General features: G+C 68.8%; 18 protein-coding genes. 7 read left to right on the forward strand and 11 right to left on the reverse strand.

Features of this window, described 5'->3' with window-relative positions; genetic code table 11:
* Positions 1 to 22: 22 nt before the first annotated feature.
* On the reverse strand, positions 23 to 916 hold the full coding sequence (locus Q0L11_RS24225; RefSeq protein WP_296600753.1) for an SDR family oxidoreductase: 894 nt from the start codon (positions 914 to 916) through the stop codon (positions 23 to 25).
* Positions 913 to 2,226: an MFS transporter gene (locus Q0L11_RS24230; RefSeq protein WP_296600755.1), complete on the reverse strand. Its 1,314-nt coding sequence runs from the start codon at positions 2,224 to 2,226 to the stop codon at positions 913 to 915. The genes Q0L11_RS24225 and Q0L11_RS24230 overlap by 4 nt, the downstream gene beginning before the upstream one ends.
* A 131-nt stretch (positions 2,227 to 2,357) precedes the next feature.
* Between Q0L11_RS24230 and Q0L11_RS24235 the strand changes: the two genes are divergently transcribed.
* Positions 2,358 to 3,143, forward strand: a complete 786-nt coding sequence (locus Q0L11_RS24235; protein ID WP_296600757.1) for an SDR family NAD(P)-dependent oxidoreductase — start codon at positions 2,358 to 2,360, stop codon at positions 3,141 to 3,143.
* A 143-nt stretch (positions 3,144 to 3,286) separates the two neighbouring features.
* Here Q0L11_RS24235 and Q0L11_RS24240 read toward each other — a convergent pair whose 3' ends face one another.
* The 5 genes from Q0L11_RS24240 to Q0L11_RS24260 all read right to left on the reverse strand — a co-directional run bounded on the left by Q0L11_RS24240 (position 3,287) and on the right by Q0L11_RS24260 (position 7,872).
* Positions 3,287 to 4,000 (reverse strand): glutathione S-transferase N-terminal domain-containing protein, encoded by a 714-nt coding sequence (locus Q0L11_RS24240; protein WP_296600759.1) that lies wholly within the window; start codon positions 3,998 to 4,000, stop codon positions 3,287 to 3,289.
* Positions 3,997 to 4,464, reverse strand: coding sequence for a nuclear transport factor 2 family protein (locus tag Q0L11_RS24245; RefSeq protein ID WP_296600760.1), 468 nt, complete (start codon positions 4,462 to 4,464; stop codon positions 3,997 to 3,999). The genes Q0L11_RS24240 and Q0L11_RS24245 overlap by 4 nt, the downstream gene beginning before the upstream one ends.
* Before the next feature lie 20 nt (positions 4,465 to 4,484).
* Positions 4,485 to 6,713 carry a TonB-dependent receptor gene (locus Q0L11_RS24250; protein WP_296600762.1) on the reverse strand — a complete coding sequence of 743 codons (2,229 nt, stop codon included), beginning with the start codon at positions 6,711 to 6,713 and terminating at the stop codon, positions 4,485 to 4,487.
* A 186-nt stretch (positions 6,714 to 6,899) separates the two neighbouring features.
* Positions 6,900 to 7,130, reverse strand: a complete 231-nt coding sequence (locus Q0L11_RS24255; protein WP_296600764.1) for a Rieske 2Fe-2S domain-containing protein — start codon at positions 7,128 to 7,130, stop codon at positions 6,900 to 6,902.
* Between the two features lie 112 nt (positions 7,131 to 7,242).
* Positions 7,243 to 7,872 (reverse strand): VOC family protein, encoded by a 630-nt coding sequence (locus Q0L11_RS24260; RefSeq protein ID WP_296600765.1) that lies wholly within the window; start codon positions 7,870 to 7,872, stop codon positions 7,243 to 7,245.
* A gap of 135 nt (positions 7,873 to 8,007) precedes the next feature.
* Here Q0L11_RS24260 and Q0L11_RS24265 point away from each other — a divergent pair, with 135 nt between their 5' ends.
* From Q0L11_RS24265 to Q0L11_RS24280, 4 genes are read left to right on the forward strand one after another with little or no spacing between them, the layout of a single operon-like run.
* Positions 8,008 to 9,012: an aminoglycoside phosphotransferase family protein gene (locus tag Q0L11_RS24265; protein ID WP_296600766.1), complete on the forward strand. Its 1,005-nt coding sequence runs from the start codon at positions 8,008 to 8,010 to the stop codon at positions 9,010 to 9,012.
* Positions 9,009 to 10,310: a phosphopyruvate hydratase gene (gene eno, locus Q0L11_RS24270; RefSeq protein ID WP_296600767.1), complete on the forward strand. Its 1,302-nt coding sequence runs from the start codon at positions 9,009 to 9,011 to the stop codon at positions 10,308 to 10,310. Before Q0L11_RS24265 ends, eno begins: the two co-directional genes overlap by 4 nt.
* Before the next feature lie 13 nt (positions 10,311 to 10,323).
* Positions 10,324 to 11,271 carry a D-isomer specific 2-hydroxyacid dehydrogenase family protein gene (locus Q0L11_RS24275; RefSeq protein ID WP_296600769.1) on the forward strand — a complete coding sequence of 316 codons (948 nt, stop codon included), beginning with the start codon at positions 10,324 to 10,326 and terminating at the stop codon, positions 11,269 to 11,271.
* On the forward strand, positions 11,271 to 11,993 hold the full coding sequence (locus Q0L11_RS24280; RefSeq protein WP_296600770.1) for an alpha/beta fold hydrolase: 723 nt from the start codon (positions 11,271 to 11,273) through the stop codon (positions 11,991 to 11,993). The genes Q0L11_RS24275 and Q0L11_RS24280 overlap by 1 nt, the downstream gene beginning before the upstream one ends.
* A 122-nt stretch (positions 11,994 to 12,115) precedes the next feature.
* Here Q0L11_RS24280 and Q0L11_RS24285 read toward each other — a convergent pair whose 3' ends face one another.
* Both Q0L11_RS24285 and Q0L11_RS24290 read right to left on the reverse strand, forming a co-directional pair.
* Positions 12,116 to 12,703, reverse strand: coding sequence for an NADPH-dependent FMN reductase (locus Q0L11_RS24285; protein WP_296600772.1), 588 nt, complete (start codon positions 12,701 to 12,703; stop codon positions 12,116 to 12,118).
* Between the two features lie 16 nt (positions 12,704 to 12,719).
* Positions 12,720 to 13,199: a MarR family winged helix-turn-helix transcriptional regulator gene (locus tag Q0L11_RS24290; RefSeq protein ID WP_296600773.1), complete on the reverse strand. Its 480-nt coding sequence runs from the start codon at positions 13,197 to 13,199 to the stop codon at positions 12,720 to 12,722.
* 136 nt (positions 13,200 to 13,335) lie between these two features.
* Here Q0L11_RS24290 and Q0L11_RS24295 point away from each other — a divergent pair, with 136 nt between their 5' ends.
* On the forward strand, positions 13,336 to 14,391 hold the full coding sequence (locus tag Q0L11_RS24295) for a hypothetical protein (RefSeq protein WP_296600775.1): 1,056 nt from the start codon (positions 13,336 to 13,338) through the stop codon (positions 14,389 to 14,391).
* A 3-nt stretch (positions 14,392 to 14,394) separates the two neighbouring features.
* Here the strand turns inward: Q0L11_RS24295 and Q0L11_RS24300 are convergent, their stop codons facing one another.
* Both Q0L11_RS24300 and Q0L11_RS24305 read right to left on the reverse strand, forming a co-directional pair.
* The gene (locus Q0L11_RS24300) at positions 14,395 to 14,679 is read right to left on the reverse strand and encodes a hypothetical protein (RefSeq protein WP_296600776.1); all 285 of its coding nucleotides are present in this window, start codon (positions 14,677 to 14,679) and stop codon (positions 14,395 to 14,397) included.
* Between the two features lie 48 nt (positions 14,680 to 14,727).
* A complete protein-coding gene (locus Q0L11_RS24305; protein WP_296600779.1) occupies positions 14,728 to 16,362 on the reverse strand; it encodes a long-chain-fatty-acid--CoA ligase in 1,635 nt (544 codons plus the stop codon).
* 120 nt (positions 16,363 to 16,482) lie between these two features.
* Here Q0L11_RS24305 and Q0L11_RS24310 point away from each other — a divergent pair.
* Positions 16,483 to 17,306, forward strand: an 824-nt coding sequence (locus tag Q0L11_RS24310) for a hypothetical protein (protein ID WP_296600778.1), incomplete at its 3' end; no start/stop codon positions are given.

Consider the following 17,306-nt stretch of genomic DNA (forward strand, 5'->3'; position numbering starts at 1 on the left):
GGTGTTCTCCTCTGAAGGGGTTCTAGCGGCCGACCGCCACGTTCATGCGCTTGGCGCCGTTCGCCGCCACCAGGCTCGCGATGTCGTCGCCCGGATAGGCCGGGTCGGCGGACTCCCCGAAGGCGGCCAGCATCTCGGCGAAGCCGGCCTCGGCCATGACCTTCCACTCGGGGTGGGTGAAGATAAAGAACTCGCCGGCTTCGATGGCGCGGGCCACCCGCTCGCCGATGGGGCCGGGCGCCATGCCCCCGGCCAGCACCCCGGACATGTTCTGTGCCGTCTGGGCCGCGGCGCCCTGCTCGCTTGCGCCGGGTCGCAGCTTGGCGGTGGTGGCGACGATGTTGGTGGCGGACATGCCCGGGCACAGCACCGAGATGCCGACGTCGGTGTCGGCCAACTCGTTGCGCAGCGCCATGGCGATGCCCAGGGTCGCGAACTTCGAGGAGATGTAGGCCACCGAGATAGGCGGCGGCACGATGGCGACCATCGAGGCGGTGATGGCCAGGTGGGTCGGCTCGCCCGCCGCCTTCATGCCGTCCAGGAACGTGCGGCAGGCGTAGAGGTGGGCGTGGGCGTTGACGGCATAGGCCCAGCGCCAGACGTCGGTGTCGTAGGTCTCGAACTTGCCGGAGCCGCCGCCGACGCCGGCGTTCGACAACAGGATGCGGACGTCGCCGAACTTCGCCGCTTCCTCGCCGGCGCGCGCCCAGTCGGCCTCCTCGGCCACGTTGAGCTGCAGGCCGATGGCGTCGGCGCCTTCGGCTCGCAGTTCGGCGGCTGCGGCTTCGGCCCGGGCGCCCTCGATGTCGGCCAGGATCGGGCGGACGCCGCGTTTCGCCAGCGCGCGGGCGGTCTCCAGGCCAATGCCGCTGGCGCCCCCGGTCACGAAGGCGGTCTTGTCCTGCAGGTCCTTCATGCGGCGGCTTCCTTGAGAGCGGCTTCGGCGTCGCGGCTCACGACACGTGTCACGGCCCAGTAGCCGAGGGCGGAGAGCACGGCGACAGGCGTCGCGCAGAGCAGGGCGGTGCGCAGCGGCGCCTCGGCGCCGGCGGCCGACAGCGCGTCGCTGACGATGCCGATCACCAGCGGCCCGCCGCCCAGCCCCACGATGTTGAAGGCCAGCAACACGAGCGCCGTGGCCGTCGCGCGCGCGTTCACGGGCATCAGGTTCTGCACCAGCGCCAGGACGGGGGCGGTGAACATCGTGCAGGCGATCATTGGGACCAGCATCAGCAGCAGCGAGACCTGCCAGGACGAAGCCATCACCGCCAGCGCCAGGGTCGGCGCGGTGACCAGCACCGCCAGGCCGGGGACATAGGCGAAGGCCCGCAGATCGCGCTTGCCCAGCCAGTTCACGAGGGCTCCGCCGCCCCAGATGCCGAGGCCCATGCAGAGCCCGGCGGCGGGCCCGAACCACTTGGCCACTTCGCCGAGTGGCATCTGCTGCACGCGCATCAGATAGGCCGGAATCCAGTTCAGCATGCCGTAGCTGACGAAGGCCGAGAGGCCGCTGGCGAGCAGCAGCAGGCGCAGGCTCGGCCGCGACATGAAGAGTGCGAGCGTGGGCCCGAGTCGGGCCGGCGCCTGTGGCGTCGCGGGGGCCGGGTCGAGCGCGCCGCGTATGGGCTCGCGGACGAACAGGGCCAGCAACAGCGCCGCGACGGCGCCGATGGCGGCGACCATCACAAAGGCTCCGCGCCAGCCGTACTGTTCGGCCGCCCAGCCGCCCAGGCTGGCGCCCACGAAGACGCCGAGCGGACCGTTGCAGGTGAAGAGGCCGATCACCGCCGCCCGTTGGGACGGTGGGTAGTAGTCGGCCAGGATCGAGAGCGAGGGCGCCGTGCCGCCGGCCTCGCCGACCCCCACCCCGAAGCGAGCCAGGGTAAGCTGCCAGAACGACCCTGCCAGCGAACAGGCGCCCGTGAAGCCGCTCCAGATGAGGCACGCCAACGCCACCAGGCGGACGCGGTGGACCCGATCCGCCAGCATCGCGGCGGGCACGCCCATCACCGCGTAGAACAGCGCGAAGGACAGGCCGGTCAACAGGCCGAGCTGGGTATCGCTGAGATGCAGTTCCTGACGGATCGGCTCGGCCAGGACGGAGAGGATCTGGCGGTCGACGAAGTTCACCGTGCCGACCGCTGTCAGCAGCAGGAGCGCCAGCGTCCGCCCCGGGCGGGCCGTGGCGACGGGTGGGCTGATCGCGGCTGTGGCGGCCTGGTCCATCTCACTCCCAACGGCGTCGTGTCGCGCCTTGCGGGCCACCCTATGGCGGGGTCCCCTAGTGTCAATCAAGTTTACGGTTCAATCCGCTGCGGGCTAGGCTGGCTGCAACGAGAGCAAGGGAGTTGGACGCCATGGAGATCGAGGGCAGGACGTGCGTCGTCACCGGTGCGGCCGCGGGCATCGGCCGCGCCGCAGCGCTCGCCTTCGCAGCGAAGCGGGCCAGCGTGATCCACATCGCCGATGTGGACGAGCCAGGCATGGCCGAGACGATCCGTCTGATCGACGAACTTGGCCTCCAGACGCGCGCCCGTAGCTGGATCGTCGACCTGGCCGACTTGAAGGCCGTTCAAGGGTGGATGGCCGCGCTGGCCGACGAGGGCGGCTACGACGTGCTGTACAACAACGCCGGCGTCGTCCTGGGGACGCCGCAGTTTCCCGATGCGCCGGTCGAGCGGCTGCAGTGGATCATCGACGTGAACCTGACGTCGCTGGTCGCGGCGACCCAGATCGCGGCTAACGCGATGCGGGCGCGGGGCGGCGGGGTGATCGTCAACACCGTCTCGACGGTGGCGCTGGGCAAGGGCTTCTCGGACGTGATGTACGCGACCACCAAGGCCGGGGTGATGATGTTCACCCGCAGTTGCGCCAGCCTGAAGGAGAGCTGGAACGTCCGCGTCTGCGGCGTGCTGCCGGGGCTGACGAAGACGCCGATCCTGAAGAAGACCGGGGCCGACGGCGACTACGCGCCGTGGATGGCGCCGATCCTGGCCAACAACGCCATGTGCATGCCGGAGGACATCGCCGCGGCGGTGATCGACCTCGTCGAGGACGACAGCCTCCCCGGCGGCGACTGGGTGGCCGTCCGGCACGTCGACGGGAAGATCGAACGCCAGTGGGGACATGACGAGGGCGGCTGAGCTTTCCCCATCAGGGCTCGTCATGGCCGGGCTCGTCCTGGCCATCCAGATGCGCTGAACGTCCAGGCAGATCCGCCGAGCACCCGCGCGTCTGGATTCCCGGGACGAGCCGGGCGACGACGAGCCGGAGGGCGCGCTTCGGCTCACGCCTCCGCGCTCTTCAGCATGTTCTCGCCGAAGAGGTTGGACCACTGCTCGGGCGTCAGCGTCGGACGCAGGCTCGCGAGGTTGGGGGCGTTCTTGACCTCGGTCCCGCGCTGGACGGCGGGGCGGTCGCCGACGGCGGCGAACCAGCGGCCGATGTGCGCGTAAGGCGCGAGGTCCAGGGCGATGGCGCGGGTCGCACGCACCCAGGGCCAGGCTGCCATGTCGGCGACCGAGTATTCGCCGGCCAGGTATTCGGCATCGGCCAACCGGCGGTTCAGCACCGCCAGCAGGCGCTTGGCCTCGTTGGTGTAGCGGGCGACGCCATAGTCCTGGCCCTCGGGGGCATAGCGCACGAAGTGATGGGCCTGGCCGTGCGAAGGGCCGAGGCCCGACATCTGCCACATCAGCCATTGCAGGCAGAGCGAGCGGCCGCGTGGGTCGGTGGGGACGAAGGCGCCCCCTGCCTTCTCCGACAGGTAGAGCAGGATGGCGCCCGACTCCATTACGCTGAACGGGGCGCCGCCGCCCACGGGATCGTGGTCGACGATGCCCGGGAGCCGATGGTTGGGGTTCACGACCCGGTACTCGGGCTTCAGGTGGTCGCCGGCCAGCATGTCGTACGGGATCAGCCGATAAGGCAGGCCCGTTTCCTCCAGCATGATGCTGACCTTGTGGCCGTTGGGCGTCGGCACGAAGTGGACGTCGATCATGAGGCGCTCTCGAACCTTGCGCGGGCCGCGTCGAAAGCGGCGTCGAACGCCGCGCGCCCGCCCTGGTGGCCCGCCAGCCGGAAGGCACAGGCGACGATCTTCCACGTGGCGCCGTGGCGGCGGAAACGGTGGACGTAGGTCCCGCAGGCGAAGCCCTGCAGCTCGCCGATGAAGTGGGCCGCGTCGACGTAGGACGTCACGGTCGCCGTCTCGCCGGCGATCTCGACCTGGAAATTGGTGACCTTGTGATGGGTGGCGTCGAAGGCGCCCAGGACGCGGCAGCGGTCCGCCCAGGCCTGGGCCGGCATCTTCGTGTGGATCGAGCCGAGGGAGCTGTAGTCGACCTCGATCTCGTCTTCGAAAAGAGCGCGGAACACCGCCCAATCGCCGGCGTCCAGCGCCATGGCGTAGGCGGTGACAGCATCGGTCAGGGCGAGGCGAACGGCGAGCGCTTCGGAATTCACGCTCGCCGCCCTTCCTCGGACTAGAACTTCAGGCCGCCTTCGATGGCGACGCTGCGGGTTTCCTCAAGATAGAGGATCGCGCGCGGCGCGGCGGTGATCGGTGCGGGCAGGTTGAAGGCGCTGCCGGTGGTCAGCTCGTCGGTTAGGTTCTTGCCGACGACGGCCACGTGCCAGCGCTCATCGGTCGGGCCGTACTGCACGCGGGCGTCCAGCTTGGCGTAGCCCTTCTGGCGGCCGAACAGCGGGCTTTCGTTGTCGCTGTCGAAGTACTTCGAGCGGCCGTGCACGGCGACGGTAGTGTCGAGCGCCATGTCGTTGCCGAACTCGTGGCGGTAGTGCCCTTGCGCCGAGAAGCTGAACTTCGAGGTGTAGGGAAGCGGCGCGCCCTTGATGTTGTTGGCCGCGATGCTGGCGGGGACCGCCGGGTTGCATTGCGTGATCGGCTGGGTGGCCAAGCACGCCGCGCCGGGGAAGTTGTCGTACTTGGCGTCCTGGTAGGCCGCCGCCACGGTGAAATCGAGGCCCTTGGCGGGATAGAACGCGGCCGAGCCTTCGATGCCCTGAGAGGTTGCGCTGGCGGCGTTGCCGGTCTGGTAGGTGGAGATCGTCGGATTGTAGACCGACACCTGCAGGTTCTTGAAGCTGGTGTCGTAGATCGAGACGTTCAGGACCACGCGGCCGTCGGCCAGGGTGGACTTGACGCCCGCCTCGAGGTTCTCCGACTTCTCCGGCTTGTAGATGAACGTCGCGTTGGTCGTGCCGTAGGTGTTCGACACGAAGCCGCCCGACTTCGAACCCCGGCCATAGGTCGCGTAGACCATGATCTGCGGGGTGATGTCGTACTGCGCCGTGATCGACGGATCCCAGTTGTCTTCGTTGTTGATCTTGCCGTTGGCCACGGCGCTGACCGGACGCAGGGCGAACGGGCCGTACAGCAGTCGCCCGAAGAAGTGGCCGCGCTTGTCGACGGTGGTGTAGCGCAGGCTGCCCATCAGCCGGAACTGGTCGGTCACGTGGTACGTGGCCTGGGCGAAGGCCGACAGCGTCTGACTGCGCTGGCGGAACTCGGTGTTGAGCAGGCCGAAGTAGTTCAGCGAGGCGATGTTGAACCCGCCGAGCTGGGTCAGTTGGTAGAGCGCGGTGTCATAGTACGCGCCGACCACGTACTCCAGCTTCTGACCGGTCGGGGAGAGCAGGCGGACTTCCTGCGACCACTGGCGGAAGTGCTCGGGATAGCTGTTGTAGACGCTGTTCGGCGTCACCGCGCCGTTGCCGTTCGGGACCGACTGGTCGAAGCCGTTGATGATATTCGAGCGGAAGAACGAGTAGCCGGTCACCGACGTCAGGGTGAAGTCCCCGATCGACAGGTTGCCGGTGCCCGACACCAGCCAGGACGTCGCCTCGGTGCCTTCCGGACCCAGGGCCGACTGCTGCAGATAGCGTGTCTTGTGCGGGTTCTGCGACGCGGTGAGGGGGCTGGAGACCGTGAGGCCGCCCTTCACCTGCCGGTCGCTGTATTCGGTCTTCAGCGTGTAGTCGAAGTCGTCGGTCGGCGCGAACCGCAGGGTCAGGCGCGCCAGGGCCATCTTGTTGCCCGGGTCGTCGTGGCCCGTCGCGCGGTTCTTGATGTAGCCATCCTGGTCCAGCAGCTTCACCGCCAGGCGCGCGCCGATCTTGTCGGTGATCGGCCCGGAGACGTAGCCCGAGACTTCGGGGCCTTCGAGGTTGAAGTTGTACAGCGCCGTGACGCTGCCTTCGAAGGAGGACGTCGGGCCGGCCGAGACGATGCTGACCGCGCCGGCGGGCGTGTTCTTGCCGAACAGCGCGCCTTGCGGCCCGCGAAGCACTTCCACGCGCGCCAGGTCGAAGAAGGGCGCCTGGGCCTGGCGGTTACGGCCGGCGTAGACGCCGTCCATGTACAGCGACACGGCCTGGTCGAACGAGAAGTTCGCGGGGGGCGAGCCGAAGCCGCGGATGTAGATGGTGTCGTTGCCCGCCGTGGTCTCGACCGAGACGTTCGGCGTGAATTTCACCATCTGCTTGAAGTCGTTGGTCGCGAAGTCCGAAAGCTTCTCGCCGGACACGACCTCCATGGAGATCGGAACGTCCTGCAGCTTCTGCTCGCGCTTCTGGGCGGTGACGACCACCTCGCCGAGCGTGGAGCTCTCGTCTTCCGCTTCCGCGGCGAGGGCAGAGCCCGCGCACAGGCTGACGAGCATGGTGGTGGACAGTAGCAGCCGGGCGATCATCGCCGTCTCCCCCTCTGGATGTGTATTGCGTTCTGTTGGTCGAACGTTTCGCGGACTATCTGCGCCTGTGTGCGCAAAGTGTCAATTTACTTGACGGTCGTCATACGCTTGAGCCGACGCTTCTAGATCGGCTAGCGCTGTGCGACTGCGCGCCGGAAGGTGGCGGCTCGCCGCGGATCATCTCCTTCACCAGCCGCAGACGATGGCGTCGCCCTCCAGACGGCTCTTGCCCAGCGGGTAGCCTCGGTGCGGACAGCGGCCGTCCAGAGCCACCGGCTCGCCGGCTTCGGTCCGGTAGAAGACGACCGGCTGGTTGAGGATGAAACGCTCCAGCGGCGCGCGGCCGATCTCCGAGGATCGGGCCGCGACGTACCATCGGTTGCGCGGAGCATAGAGACCGGCGGCGAAGGGATACATCCGCGCCTTCCTCATTGGCGTTGGACGCATAATTAGATTGCTAAGGGTTGGTGTCAATCGCCTCCCGCCGCGTCGTTCACGTTGCGGCAGGGAGGCGATCGGCCTGGGGGCCCTACTTCGCGGCTTCGAGCGCCCGAGAGTCGTTTTCCGCCAGCAGCTTCTCGGCCTTCAGCACGACGGGACGCGACTTGCGGCCCTCCGCATCGACGGCCTCGTGCGCGACGTCGCGGTCGGTGAAGCCCTGGTGCGTCCACGACGCGAACTCCAGCATCACGCCGTCCGGATCCCAGAAGTAGACCGAGCGGACGAAGACGTCGTCGTGCATCTCGGCCGCGACCTGGGTCTCGGAATTGTCGTGGTTCAGAACCTTGCCGAGCTTGACGCCCTTGGCCTTCAGCTTCTCGACATACTCGTCGAACTTCTCGGCCGGGATATTGAAGGCGATGTGGTTCATCGAGCCGTGCGCCGACGCGATATTGCCGCCCCCCGGCAGCTCCGCCGGGGCCGACACGCCGGGCACCGCCTCGGGGGCGTTCGGGAACCAGAAGAAGGCCAGCGAGTCGCCGTTGCCGATGTCGAAGAAGAAGTGCTGGCCCCGGCCGCCGGGCAGGTCGAGGGTCTTGACGAGGGGCATGCCGAGCACGTCGCGATAGAACTCCACCGTCTTGGCCATGTCCTTGCAGACCAGGGCCAGGTGGTTCACGCCCTGGATGTCGAATTCGCGATTGGTCGGCTGAGCCATGTCGTCCTCCTGCCGGGCGCGGCGCCCGGTCATTGTTGCGTACAATAAACGCCGGGCCCTGGCTTGCGTCAATTTAATTGACGCTCGGCCGCGCCGGCTGGACCAAAAGCACTTAGAGTTCTAACTATCGCCACCGTGCCACCCGAAAACGACATCGTCGAGGCCTTGAAGGCGGGCGGATTCCTGCCGCGCGAGGCCGAACCTCGCCTGCAGTCCCTGACCGGCGGCGTCTCCAGCGACGTGTTCAGGCTGGAGGCGCCGACGGGGCCGGTCTGCGTCAAGCGCGCGCTCGCCAAGCTCCGGGTGTCGGCCGATTGGCGCGCGCCGGTCGAGCGCTCGCACTATGAGGTGGAGTGGCTGAAGACGGCGCGACCATTCGCGGGGGAGGCGGTGCCGGAAGTCCTGTATGAGGATCAGGCGGCCAGCCTCTTCGTCATGAGCTTCTATGATCCGGTGACGCACAGTGTCTGGAAGGCCGACCTCGCCGAGGGAAAGGTCGATGTGGGCTTCGCCGCCCAGGTGGGACGCCTGCTGGCGGCCATCCATGCCGGCGCCGCCGGTTCGGCCGAGATCGCGGCCCGCTTCCAGACGACCGCCCTGTTCGAGGACCTGCGGCTGGACCCGTTCCTCCGCCACTGCGCCGAGGTTCACCCCGATCTCGCCTGGCGGCTGGTTCCGCTGGCCGATGCGACCGCGTCGGCGCGCATCACGCTGGTGCATGGCGACGTCAGTCCGAAGAACATCCTGCACGGCCCGAACGGCCCTGTGCTGCTGGACGCCGAGTGCGCCTGGTACGGCGATCCGGCCTTCGACCTGGCCTTCTGCTCGGCGCACCTGTTGCTGAAGACCGTCTGGAAGCCCGCGCACCGCGAGGCCTACCTGGACGCCTTCTACGCCCTGCAGCGGGCCTACCTGCCAGGCATCGACTGGGAGAGCGCGGCGGCTCTCGACGCGCGCGCCGCGCCGCTGACGGCCGCCATCCTCCTGGCGCGCGTGGACGGCAAGTCGCCGGCCGACTACCTCCGGACGCCGGAGGACAAGGGATTCGTCCGCGACGTCGCCCGGCGTCTTGTAGGCGAGGGGACACCGGCGATGGCGGCCCTCGCGGGCGTCTGGAAGGAAGCTCTGGGGACACGATGAAGACGACGATCGCCGCCGTGCGCGGCCGCCAGGTCTGGGACAGTCGCGGCCGACCGACCGTCGAGGCCGAGGTCGCCCTCGAGGGCGGGGCCATCGGGCGGGCCATCGCGCCGGCGGGCGCCTCGCGCGGGGCGCACGAGGCGATCGACCTGCGCGATGGCGGCGCGCGGTTCGGCGGGATGGGTGTGGATCGCGCCACGGCGGCGGTGAACGGCGAGATCGCCAGGCTGCTGGTCGGCCGCGACGTGCGCGACCAGGCGGGCCTGGACCAGGCGATGACCGATGCGGACGGCTCCGCGAACCTGGCGCGGCTGGGCGGTAACGCCACCGTCGCGGTGTCGCTGGCCGCGCTGAACGCGGCAGCGGCGGCCGAGGGCGTTCCCCTGTGGGCGTATCTGGCGCAGGGCCGGAAGGTCCGCATCCCGCTGCCGGAGATCCAGATCTTCGGGGGCGGCGCCCATGCGGGCCGTCGCACCGACGTGCAGGACTTCATGGTGATGTGCCCCCGGGCGTCCACCATCCGCGAAGCCTTCGAGATCACCGCCGACGTGTTCCGCGCAGGCGGGCGGCTGATGGAGGAGACCGGCCGGCTCGCGGGCGCCGCCGACGAAGGCGGCTGGTGGCCGATGTTCGACAGCAACGAGGACGCCCTGGCCGCGCTGCTGAAGTCCATCGAGATGTCCGGCCATCGCCCGGGCGAGGACGTGTTCATCTCGCTGGACGTAGCCGCCAACGAGCTGGACAGCGGCGACGGGCGCTACCGCATGGGCCTGGACCGCGCGGAATATGGCAGCGAGGCGATGGTCGAGCGGGTGGCGGACTGGGTGCGCCGCTATCCGATCCTGTCCATCGAGGACCCGGTGAGCCAGGACGACCTGGCGGGTTTCGCGGCCGCGACCCGGCAATACGGCGACAAGGTCCAACTCATCGGCGACGATATCCTGGTCACCAACGCCGAGCGGGTGCGGGCCGCCGCTGCTGCGAGCGCGGGCAACGCCGTTCTGGTGAAGGTCAACCAGGCCGGCACCGTCAGCCGGGCGAAGGCGGCCCTGGACGCCTCCAAGGCATTGGGCTGGGCGGCGATCGTGTCGGCGCGGTCCGGCGAGACGGAGGACGTCTCCATTGCCCACCTCGCGACCGGCTGGGACGCCGGCCAGATCAAGGTCGGCAGTTTCTCGCGGTCGGAGCGCATGGCGAAGTGGAACGAGCTGCTGCGGATCGAGGAAGCCATGGGGGCGGACGCGGTGTTCGCGGGTGCGTCGGCCTTTGCCGCGTCGGTCGCGGCGGGGCTCAGGTGAGGGGCGCGCTAAGGTGAAGGCGGTTCTCCACTATCGCGCCTCGGACGGCTTCCGCGCCATGCTGGCCGGTTACGCCAGGGCGGCGGGCATATCGGCCGTCGTGGTGGACGAGTTCGACGACGACGCCTTCGCGCGGGAGATCGCGGACGCCGATGTCCTGCTGCACGTCCTGAAGCCCGTGACCGCCCGGATGATCGGCGGCGCGCTGGGATTGCGGCTGGTCCAGAAGCTTGGCGTGGGGGTCAACACCATCGACCTGCAGGCCTGCAAGGCGGCGGGCGTGGCGGTCTCCAACATGCCGGGCACGAACAGCCAGGCGGTGGCCGAGATGACGCTGGCGCTCATGCTGTCGGTACTGCGGCGGCTCTCCTACCTCGATCCCCTGACCCGCCAGGGCCAGGGCTGGCAGCCCGATCCCGACCTTATCGACGGCGTGGGCGAGATTCGCGGGCGCACGGTCGGCTTCGTGGGCTACGGCGGTTCGGCCTCTCGCCTCGGCCCGGCGCTGGAAGCGCTCGGCGCCTCGGTCATCTACACGGCCCGCAGCGCGAAGCCTGAGCTGCCCGGCCGCTTCGTGGGCCTGGACGAGCTGCTCTGCGAGGCCGACATCGTCTCCTTGCACCTGCCGCTGACGCCCGAGACCCAGCACATGATCGACGCTGGCGCGCTCGCCTCGATGAAGAAGGGGGCGATCCTGATCAACACCGCGCGGGGCGGCCTGGTGGACGAGGCGGCGCTGGTGTCCGCCCTGTGTTCGGGCCAACTGAGCGGCGCCGGGCTCGACGTGTTCGACCGGGAGCCGGTGGATCCGGACAATCCACTGCTGAGCCTGCCCAACGTCGTCGTCGCGCCGCACCAGGCCTGGCTGACGCCCGAGACCCTGGACCGCAGCCTAGCCGCCGCCTTCGAGAACATCCGCCGCCTCCAGGCCGGCGAGCCGCTGCTCAACCAGGTCGTCTGATGTCTTCGCGTCCCAGCCTGAGACCCGCCGTCGTCTTCGCGTCCGGCCAACTGCTGACCCACGAATGCTGGGCGCCGCAGCTTGCGGCCCTGTCGGCGGATTACGACCTCCGCTTCTCGGACCATGCGCGCGACGAGACCATCGCCGGCATGGCGGGCCGGCTGCTGGCCGAGGCGCCGGATCGGTTCCACCTCGTTGCGCACGCCATGGGCGGTTTCACCGCCTTCGAGGTCATGCGCCAGGCGCCGGAGCGCGTGCTCAGCCTTGTGCTGATCGGCACCCTCGCGCCTAACGACGGGCCTGCTCAGACCGAGCGGCGGCAGGGATACATCCGCCTCGTCGAAGCCGGGAAGTTCGCCGAAGTGGTGGAAGAGCGCATCCCGATCCTCGTCCATCCGGCCCGGCGCGAGGACGAGCACCTGCTCGCGATCGTCCGGCGCATGGCCGCGGAGACCGGCGCCGAGACCTTCCTGCGCCAGCAGCGGGCCATCATGGGCCGCGCCGACAGCCGCCCGTCGCTCCAGGCTATCGCCGTCCCCACGCTGCTGGTCCGCGGCGCGCAGGATGGGATCACCACTCCGGCCCACGTGAACGAGATCGTCACGGGAATCCCTGGCGTCCGCTTCGAGGAAATCGCCGACTGCGGCCATCTGCCGACCTTGGAGAAGCCGATCACCATGAACCGGCTTCTCGCAAAGTGGCTTGGGGCCCAGAACGTCTAGACCTTACCTCCTCGCCATCAGCGAGCGGGCCAATTCCCCCGGTGGTGCGGCGGTCTCGCCGTTCGGCGAGTTCGCGGTCGACGAAGCCTATGGGCGTCGCGAATGAAGGGGCGCTCCGGCTCCTAGCTCACCGGGGGCTGGAGCTTTTCGGCGAGTTCGATGACGCGGGCGGCGAGGCCGCCCAGGAGCTGCGCCGGGAGGGCTTCCTTCAAGGCCCAGTTTTCGTCGAAGGCGCCATGGGCGAAGGGCACCAGCACCTGTTCGGTGGCGACCAGCGTCTGCACCGTGCCCAGCACCTGGCGCATATGGGTGATGCCGCGCAGGCCGCCGAACGGGCTGATCGACGCGGCCATCAGGCCGGCGACCTTGCCGCGGAAGGCGCTGAGCGCGATCAGGTTCTCGCCGTCGGTCGGGCGCGAGACCCAGTCGATCGCGTTCTTCAGGACGCCGCTGACGCCGCCGTTGTACTCCGGGCTCGCGATAAGGAAGCCATGGTGGCCGCAGAACAGGGCCTTGAGGTCCCGGGCGGTCTGCGGAAAGTCGCTGGCTTCCAGGTCGCCGTCGTATAGCGGCAGCGGGTAGTCCTTGAGGCGGATCTCCGTCACCTCCGCGCCGCGTTCGCGCGCCGCCTTCGCGGCGAGGTCCAGTAGGGCCTGGTTCAGCGAGCCCGCACGGGTGCTGCCGGCGAGGGCGAGGAGCTTGACGGGCATCTGGGTCCTCTGGCGATTACGCGACGGAATCGGTGGGCGTGTCCTCGCCCACGTCGGCGGCGAGGTTGCGGCCCACAAGGGTGAGGGCCTTTCGAAGGGTTTCGATCTCGGCTTGCGTCAGGCCCGCCAGCGCCACGGCGTTGACCTCCGACACCGCTGGCAACAGCACGGCCTCCAGGGCCTTGGCCTGCGGCGTCAGGAAGACGTGCACCTTGCGCCGGTCCTCCTCGCTCTTGCGGCGGGTGACGAAGCCGGAGCGCTCCAGGCTCTTCAGCGCGATCACCGTCGTCGGCTCGCGCATCCCCACCCGGCGCGACAGCTCGCGCTGCGTGATTCCGTCCTCGCGCCAGAGCACCCTGAGGAACCGCCACTGGCCGCTGGAGACGCCGTGCGGGGAGGTCCGGACCTCCAGCGCCCGCGAGAAGGAGCGGAATGCGATGCGCGTGAGATAGCCGATGCTGTTGGTCGGATCGGCGTAGAATTGTGTGTCGCTCATTCCCCGACCATTCCACCACAGCGAAAGCGCCGCAATTGGCTCGCCCCAAGCTTGCGCTGCGCGACGCAGTTCCGTTGACAGCTCGGAACGCTCTACCTACCAAATGGATAGAATACTAATCTTTTTGGAACCGCGCATGTTGCTTCCCGGCCTGCCGCTGCTGCCCACCACCATCGTGGGCAGCTACCCCCAGCCGGACTGGCTGATCGACCGGGAGGGCCTGAAGAGCCGCCTGCCGCCGCGCGTGCGCGCCCAGGAGCTGTGGCGCATCAAGGACCCCAAGGAACTGGCCGACGCCCAGGAGGCCGCCACCCTCGTCGCCATCAGCGACCAGAAGCTGGCCGGCATCGACATCGTGGGCGACGGCGAGATGCGCCGCGAGAGCTATTCCAACCGCCTGGCCACCGCCCTGGCCGGCATCGAGACCGACCCGCCCGGCATGGCGATGGACCGCACCGGCGCCATGAACCCGGTGCCGCGCGTCGCCGGCCCGATTCGCCGCACCGGCCCGATCGAGGCCCAGGACGCCGCCTTCCTGAAGGCCCGCGTGGGCGGCCCGGTGAAGATCACCATCCCCGGCCCCTTCACCATGACCCAGCAGGCGCAGAACGATCACTATCCGGACGGCCGCGCCCTGGCCCTCGACTACGCCGACGCTGTCAACGCCGAGATGCGCGACCTGTTCGCCGCCGGCTGCGACATCGTCCAGCTCGACGAACCCTACCTTCAGGCCAAGGCCGACGAGGCGCGCAGCTTCGCCATCGAGGCCATCAACCGCGCCTGCAAGGGCGTCGGCGGCGTCACGGCGCTGCACATCTGCTTCGGCTACGCCCACGTCCACAAGGGGGCCAGCAAGCCGGGCGGCTACGCCTTCCTGGAGGAGCTGGAGGCGTCGGACGTCGATATCATCTCGATCGAGGCCGCCCAGCCCGACCTGGATCCGGTCATCCTCAAGGAACTGCCGACGAAGACCATCATGTACGGCGTCATCGATCTGAACGACCCGAACGTCGAGACCGCCGAAACGGTGGCGGCGCGCATCCGCAAGGCGCTGCCCTACATCGACGCCGAGCGCCTGATCATCGCGCCGGACTGCGGGATGAAGTACCAGAGCCGCGAGGTCGCCTTCGGCAAGCTGAAGGCCATGGCGGACGGCGCCGCCATCGTCCGGCGGGAGTTGACCGATAGTTAGCCGCTAGGCGCGCTCTGGCCAGATGTCGTCACCCAGCATGGGCCGCCACTCGTGCTCGTATCTGGGCGCCACCTTGCTCTCGAACTCCTCGAGCCGCTTTGCGAGGCGCGCACGTTCGCCGTCGTCGTCGGCCTCGGCGGGCGCCTGGATCTGCGGGCGGTAGGCGGCGATGTCCTTCAGGAGCGCCATCAGCCGTTCGTGAGCCGGCGTGGCGGGTTCGGGCGGGTCTTCGAGGACATGCGTCGCCGCGTCGAGAGCGGCTTCGAACTGTTCGTGGGTCTGGATCATGTCGCCTCCGCGGGGGAAACGCGCAGACGGCGGCCGGGGCTCCCGCGGCTAGCGCTTCAGGTTGGGATCGAACGGCAGTTCGTAGCCGGTGAGGCGGGCGCGCAGCAGCTTCTTGTCGATCTTGCCGGTCGGGCCGAGGGGGATCTCGTCGACGAAGAGGACGTCGTCGGGCATCCACCAGCGGGCGATCTTGCCGTCCAGGAAGTCGAGGAACTCCTGCTTGTCTGCGGTGTGGCCGGGTTCGAGCTGGACCAGCAGCACCGGTCGCTCGTCCCACTTGGGATGCACCACGCCCAGCACCGCGCAGAGGGCGGCCTTGGGGTGGCCGACGGCGATGTTCTCCACGTCGATGGAGCTGATCCACTCGCCGCCCGACTTGATGACGTCCTTCGCGCGGTCGGTGATCTGCATGTAGCCGTCCGCGTCGATGGTCGAGACGTCGCCGGTGTCGAAGAAGCCCTCGTCGTCGAGCGCGCTGCCCGGCTCCGATCCGTAGTAGGCCGACGCGATCGTCGGGCCCTTGATCATCAGCCGGCCGAAGGTCTTGCCGTCGTGCGGCAGGCGCCGGCCATCATCGTCCACGAGCTTGAGGTCTAGATTGCAGATCAGCCGGCCCTGCTTGAGCTTGTAGGGCAACTGCTGCTCGAAGGGCAGGGCGGCCACCTTGGGCGAGGGGATCGAGACGGTGGCCAGCGGCGAGGTCTCGGTCATCCCCCAGCCCTGGATGACGTCGACGCCGTAGTCGTCGCGCAGGGTGCGGATCAGGCTTTCGGGACAGGCCGCGCCGCCGACCGTGACGCGCTGCAGGGTGGTGAGCTTGCCGCCGGTCTCCTTGAGGTGGGCCAACAGCATCTGCCAGATGGTCGGCACGCCGGCGGAGTAGGTGACGCCCTCGGTCTCCATCAGTTCGTGTAGCGAGGCGCCGTCCAGCTTCTGGCCCGGCAGCACCAGCTTCGCGCCGACCATGGGAGCCGAGTACATCACGCCCCAGGCGTTGGCGTGGTACATCGGCACGATCAGCAGCACCGTGTCGCGCGCCGACAGGTTCAGCGCGTCGGGCTGCAGGGTCATCATGGCGTGCAGGTAGTTCGAGCGGTGGCCGTAGAGCACGCCCTTGGGATTGCCGGTCGTGCCCGAGGTGTAGCAGAGGCCCGCCGCCGTGTTCTCGTCGAAGCCGCCCCAGGCCACGTCGGCCGGCCGGCCCGAAAGCCAGGGCTCGTAGGCCTCGGCCGGGAAGGGCGTCTGCGGCGCCTCCTCGCTGAGGAAGATCACCCGCTTGATGGTGGGGCACTGGGGCAGCAGCTCGGCCAGCAGCGGCGCGCAGGCCGGGTCGGCGAACAGCACCGTGTCCTCGGCGTGGTTGGCGATGTAGACGATCTGCTCCGGGAACAGCCGCGGGTTCAGGGTGTGCAGCACCGCGCCGATGCCGATGGTCCCGTACCAGACCTCCAGGTGGCGGTCGGAGTTCCATCCCATCGTGGCGACCCGGTCGCCGGGGCCGATCCCCATTTCCCTCAGGCCATGGCTGACCTGCTTGGCGCGGCGGTGGAGGGTGGCATAGTCGCTGCGGGTGGTCGGCCCCTCGACCGAGCGGGTCACCACCGGACGGTCGCCGTGCCAGCGGGCGGCGTGGTCGAAGATCTTGTCGAGCGTCAGCGACCAGTCCTGCATCAACGCCTGCATGGGGCGGCTCACTCCGGTTGTCTCTGGATCGGGGATATTGATTAGATTACGAAGCATCGCGCGAGCCGCCAAGCGGCCGCACGGCCAGTAGGGCGGACCTAACGTCAGGGGAGAGAACGGGTGATCATCGACGACAGCGATCTGTTGGCCAAGGTGGACCGGGAGTTCATCGGGGTGGTGTCGCCCACCTCGCCGCGCATCATGGCCGGCGGCCACCCCTGCCAGGGCATCTACACGACGCCGAAGGGCCAGCGGCCGAAGACCGCCTTTATCGCCACCCACTACAACGTTGATTTCTCGGAACACTACGTCGCGCCCTATATCGCGGCCCGCGGGTTCGGCTTCCTGGGCTGGAACACCCGCTACCGCGGCGCCGAGGACCAGTTCCTGCTCGAGCATGCGGTCATCGACATCGGCGAAGGCGTGCGCTGGCTGCGTGAGACGGCCGGCGTCGAGACGGTGGTGATCCTGGGCAACTCGGGGGGCGGCTCGCTGATGGGCGCCTACCAGGCCGAGGCCATCGCCCCGACCCTGGGCGACCTGGTGAGCGGCGCCGGGCTGGAGGCGCTGAACACCCTGCCGAAGGGCGACCTGTACATCTCGTTCAACGCCCACCAGGGCCGGCCCGAGGTGCTGACCGACTGGATGGACGCCTCGGTGGTGGACGAGTGGGACCCGGTGGCGACCGACGAGAGCCTGAACCCATTCAACCCGGACAACGGCCCGCCATATTCGGACGAGTTCATCACCCGCTACCGCGCCGCCCAGAAGGCGCGGAACCAGCGCATCACCGACTGGTGCAAGGTTGAGCTGAAGCGCCTGAACGACGCCGGTATCCCGGACCGGCTGTTCCCGCTGTTCCGCTGCTGGGGCGACCTGCGGATGATGGACGGCTCGATCGACCCGTCCGAGCGCAAGACGCCGATGTGCTATCGCGGCCATCC

The sequence above is a fragment of the Phenylobacterium sp. genome (assembly GCF_024508875.1).
GTDB lineage: Bacteria > Pseudomonadota > Alphaproteobacteria > Caulobacterales > Caulobacteraceae > Phenylobacterium.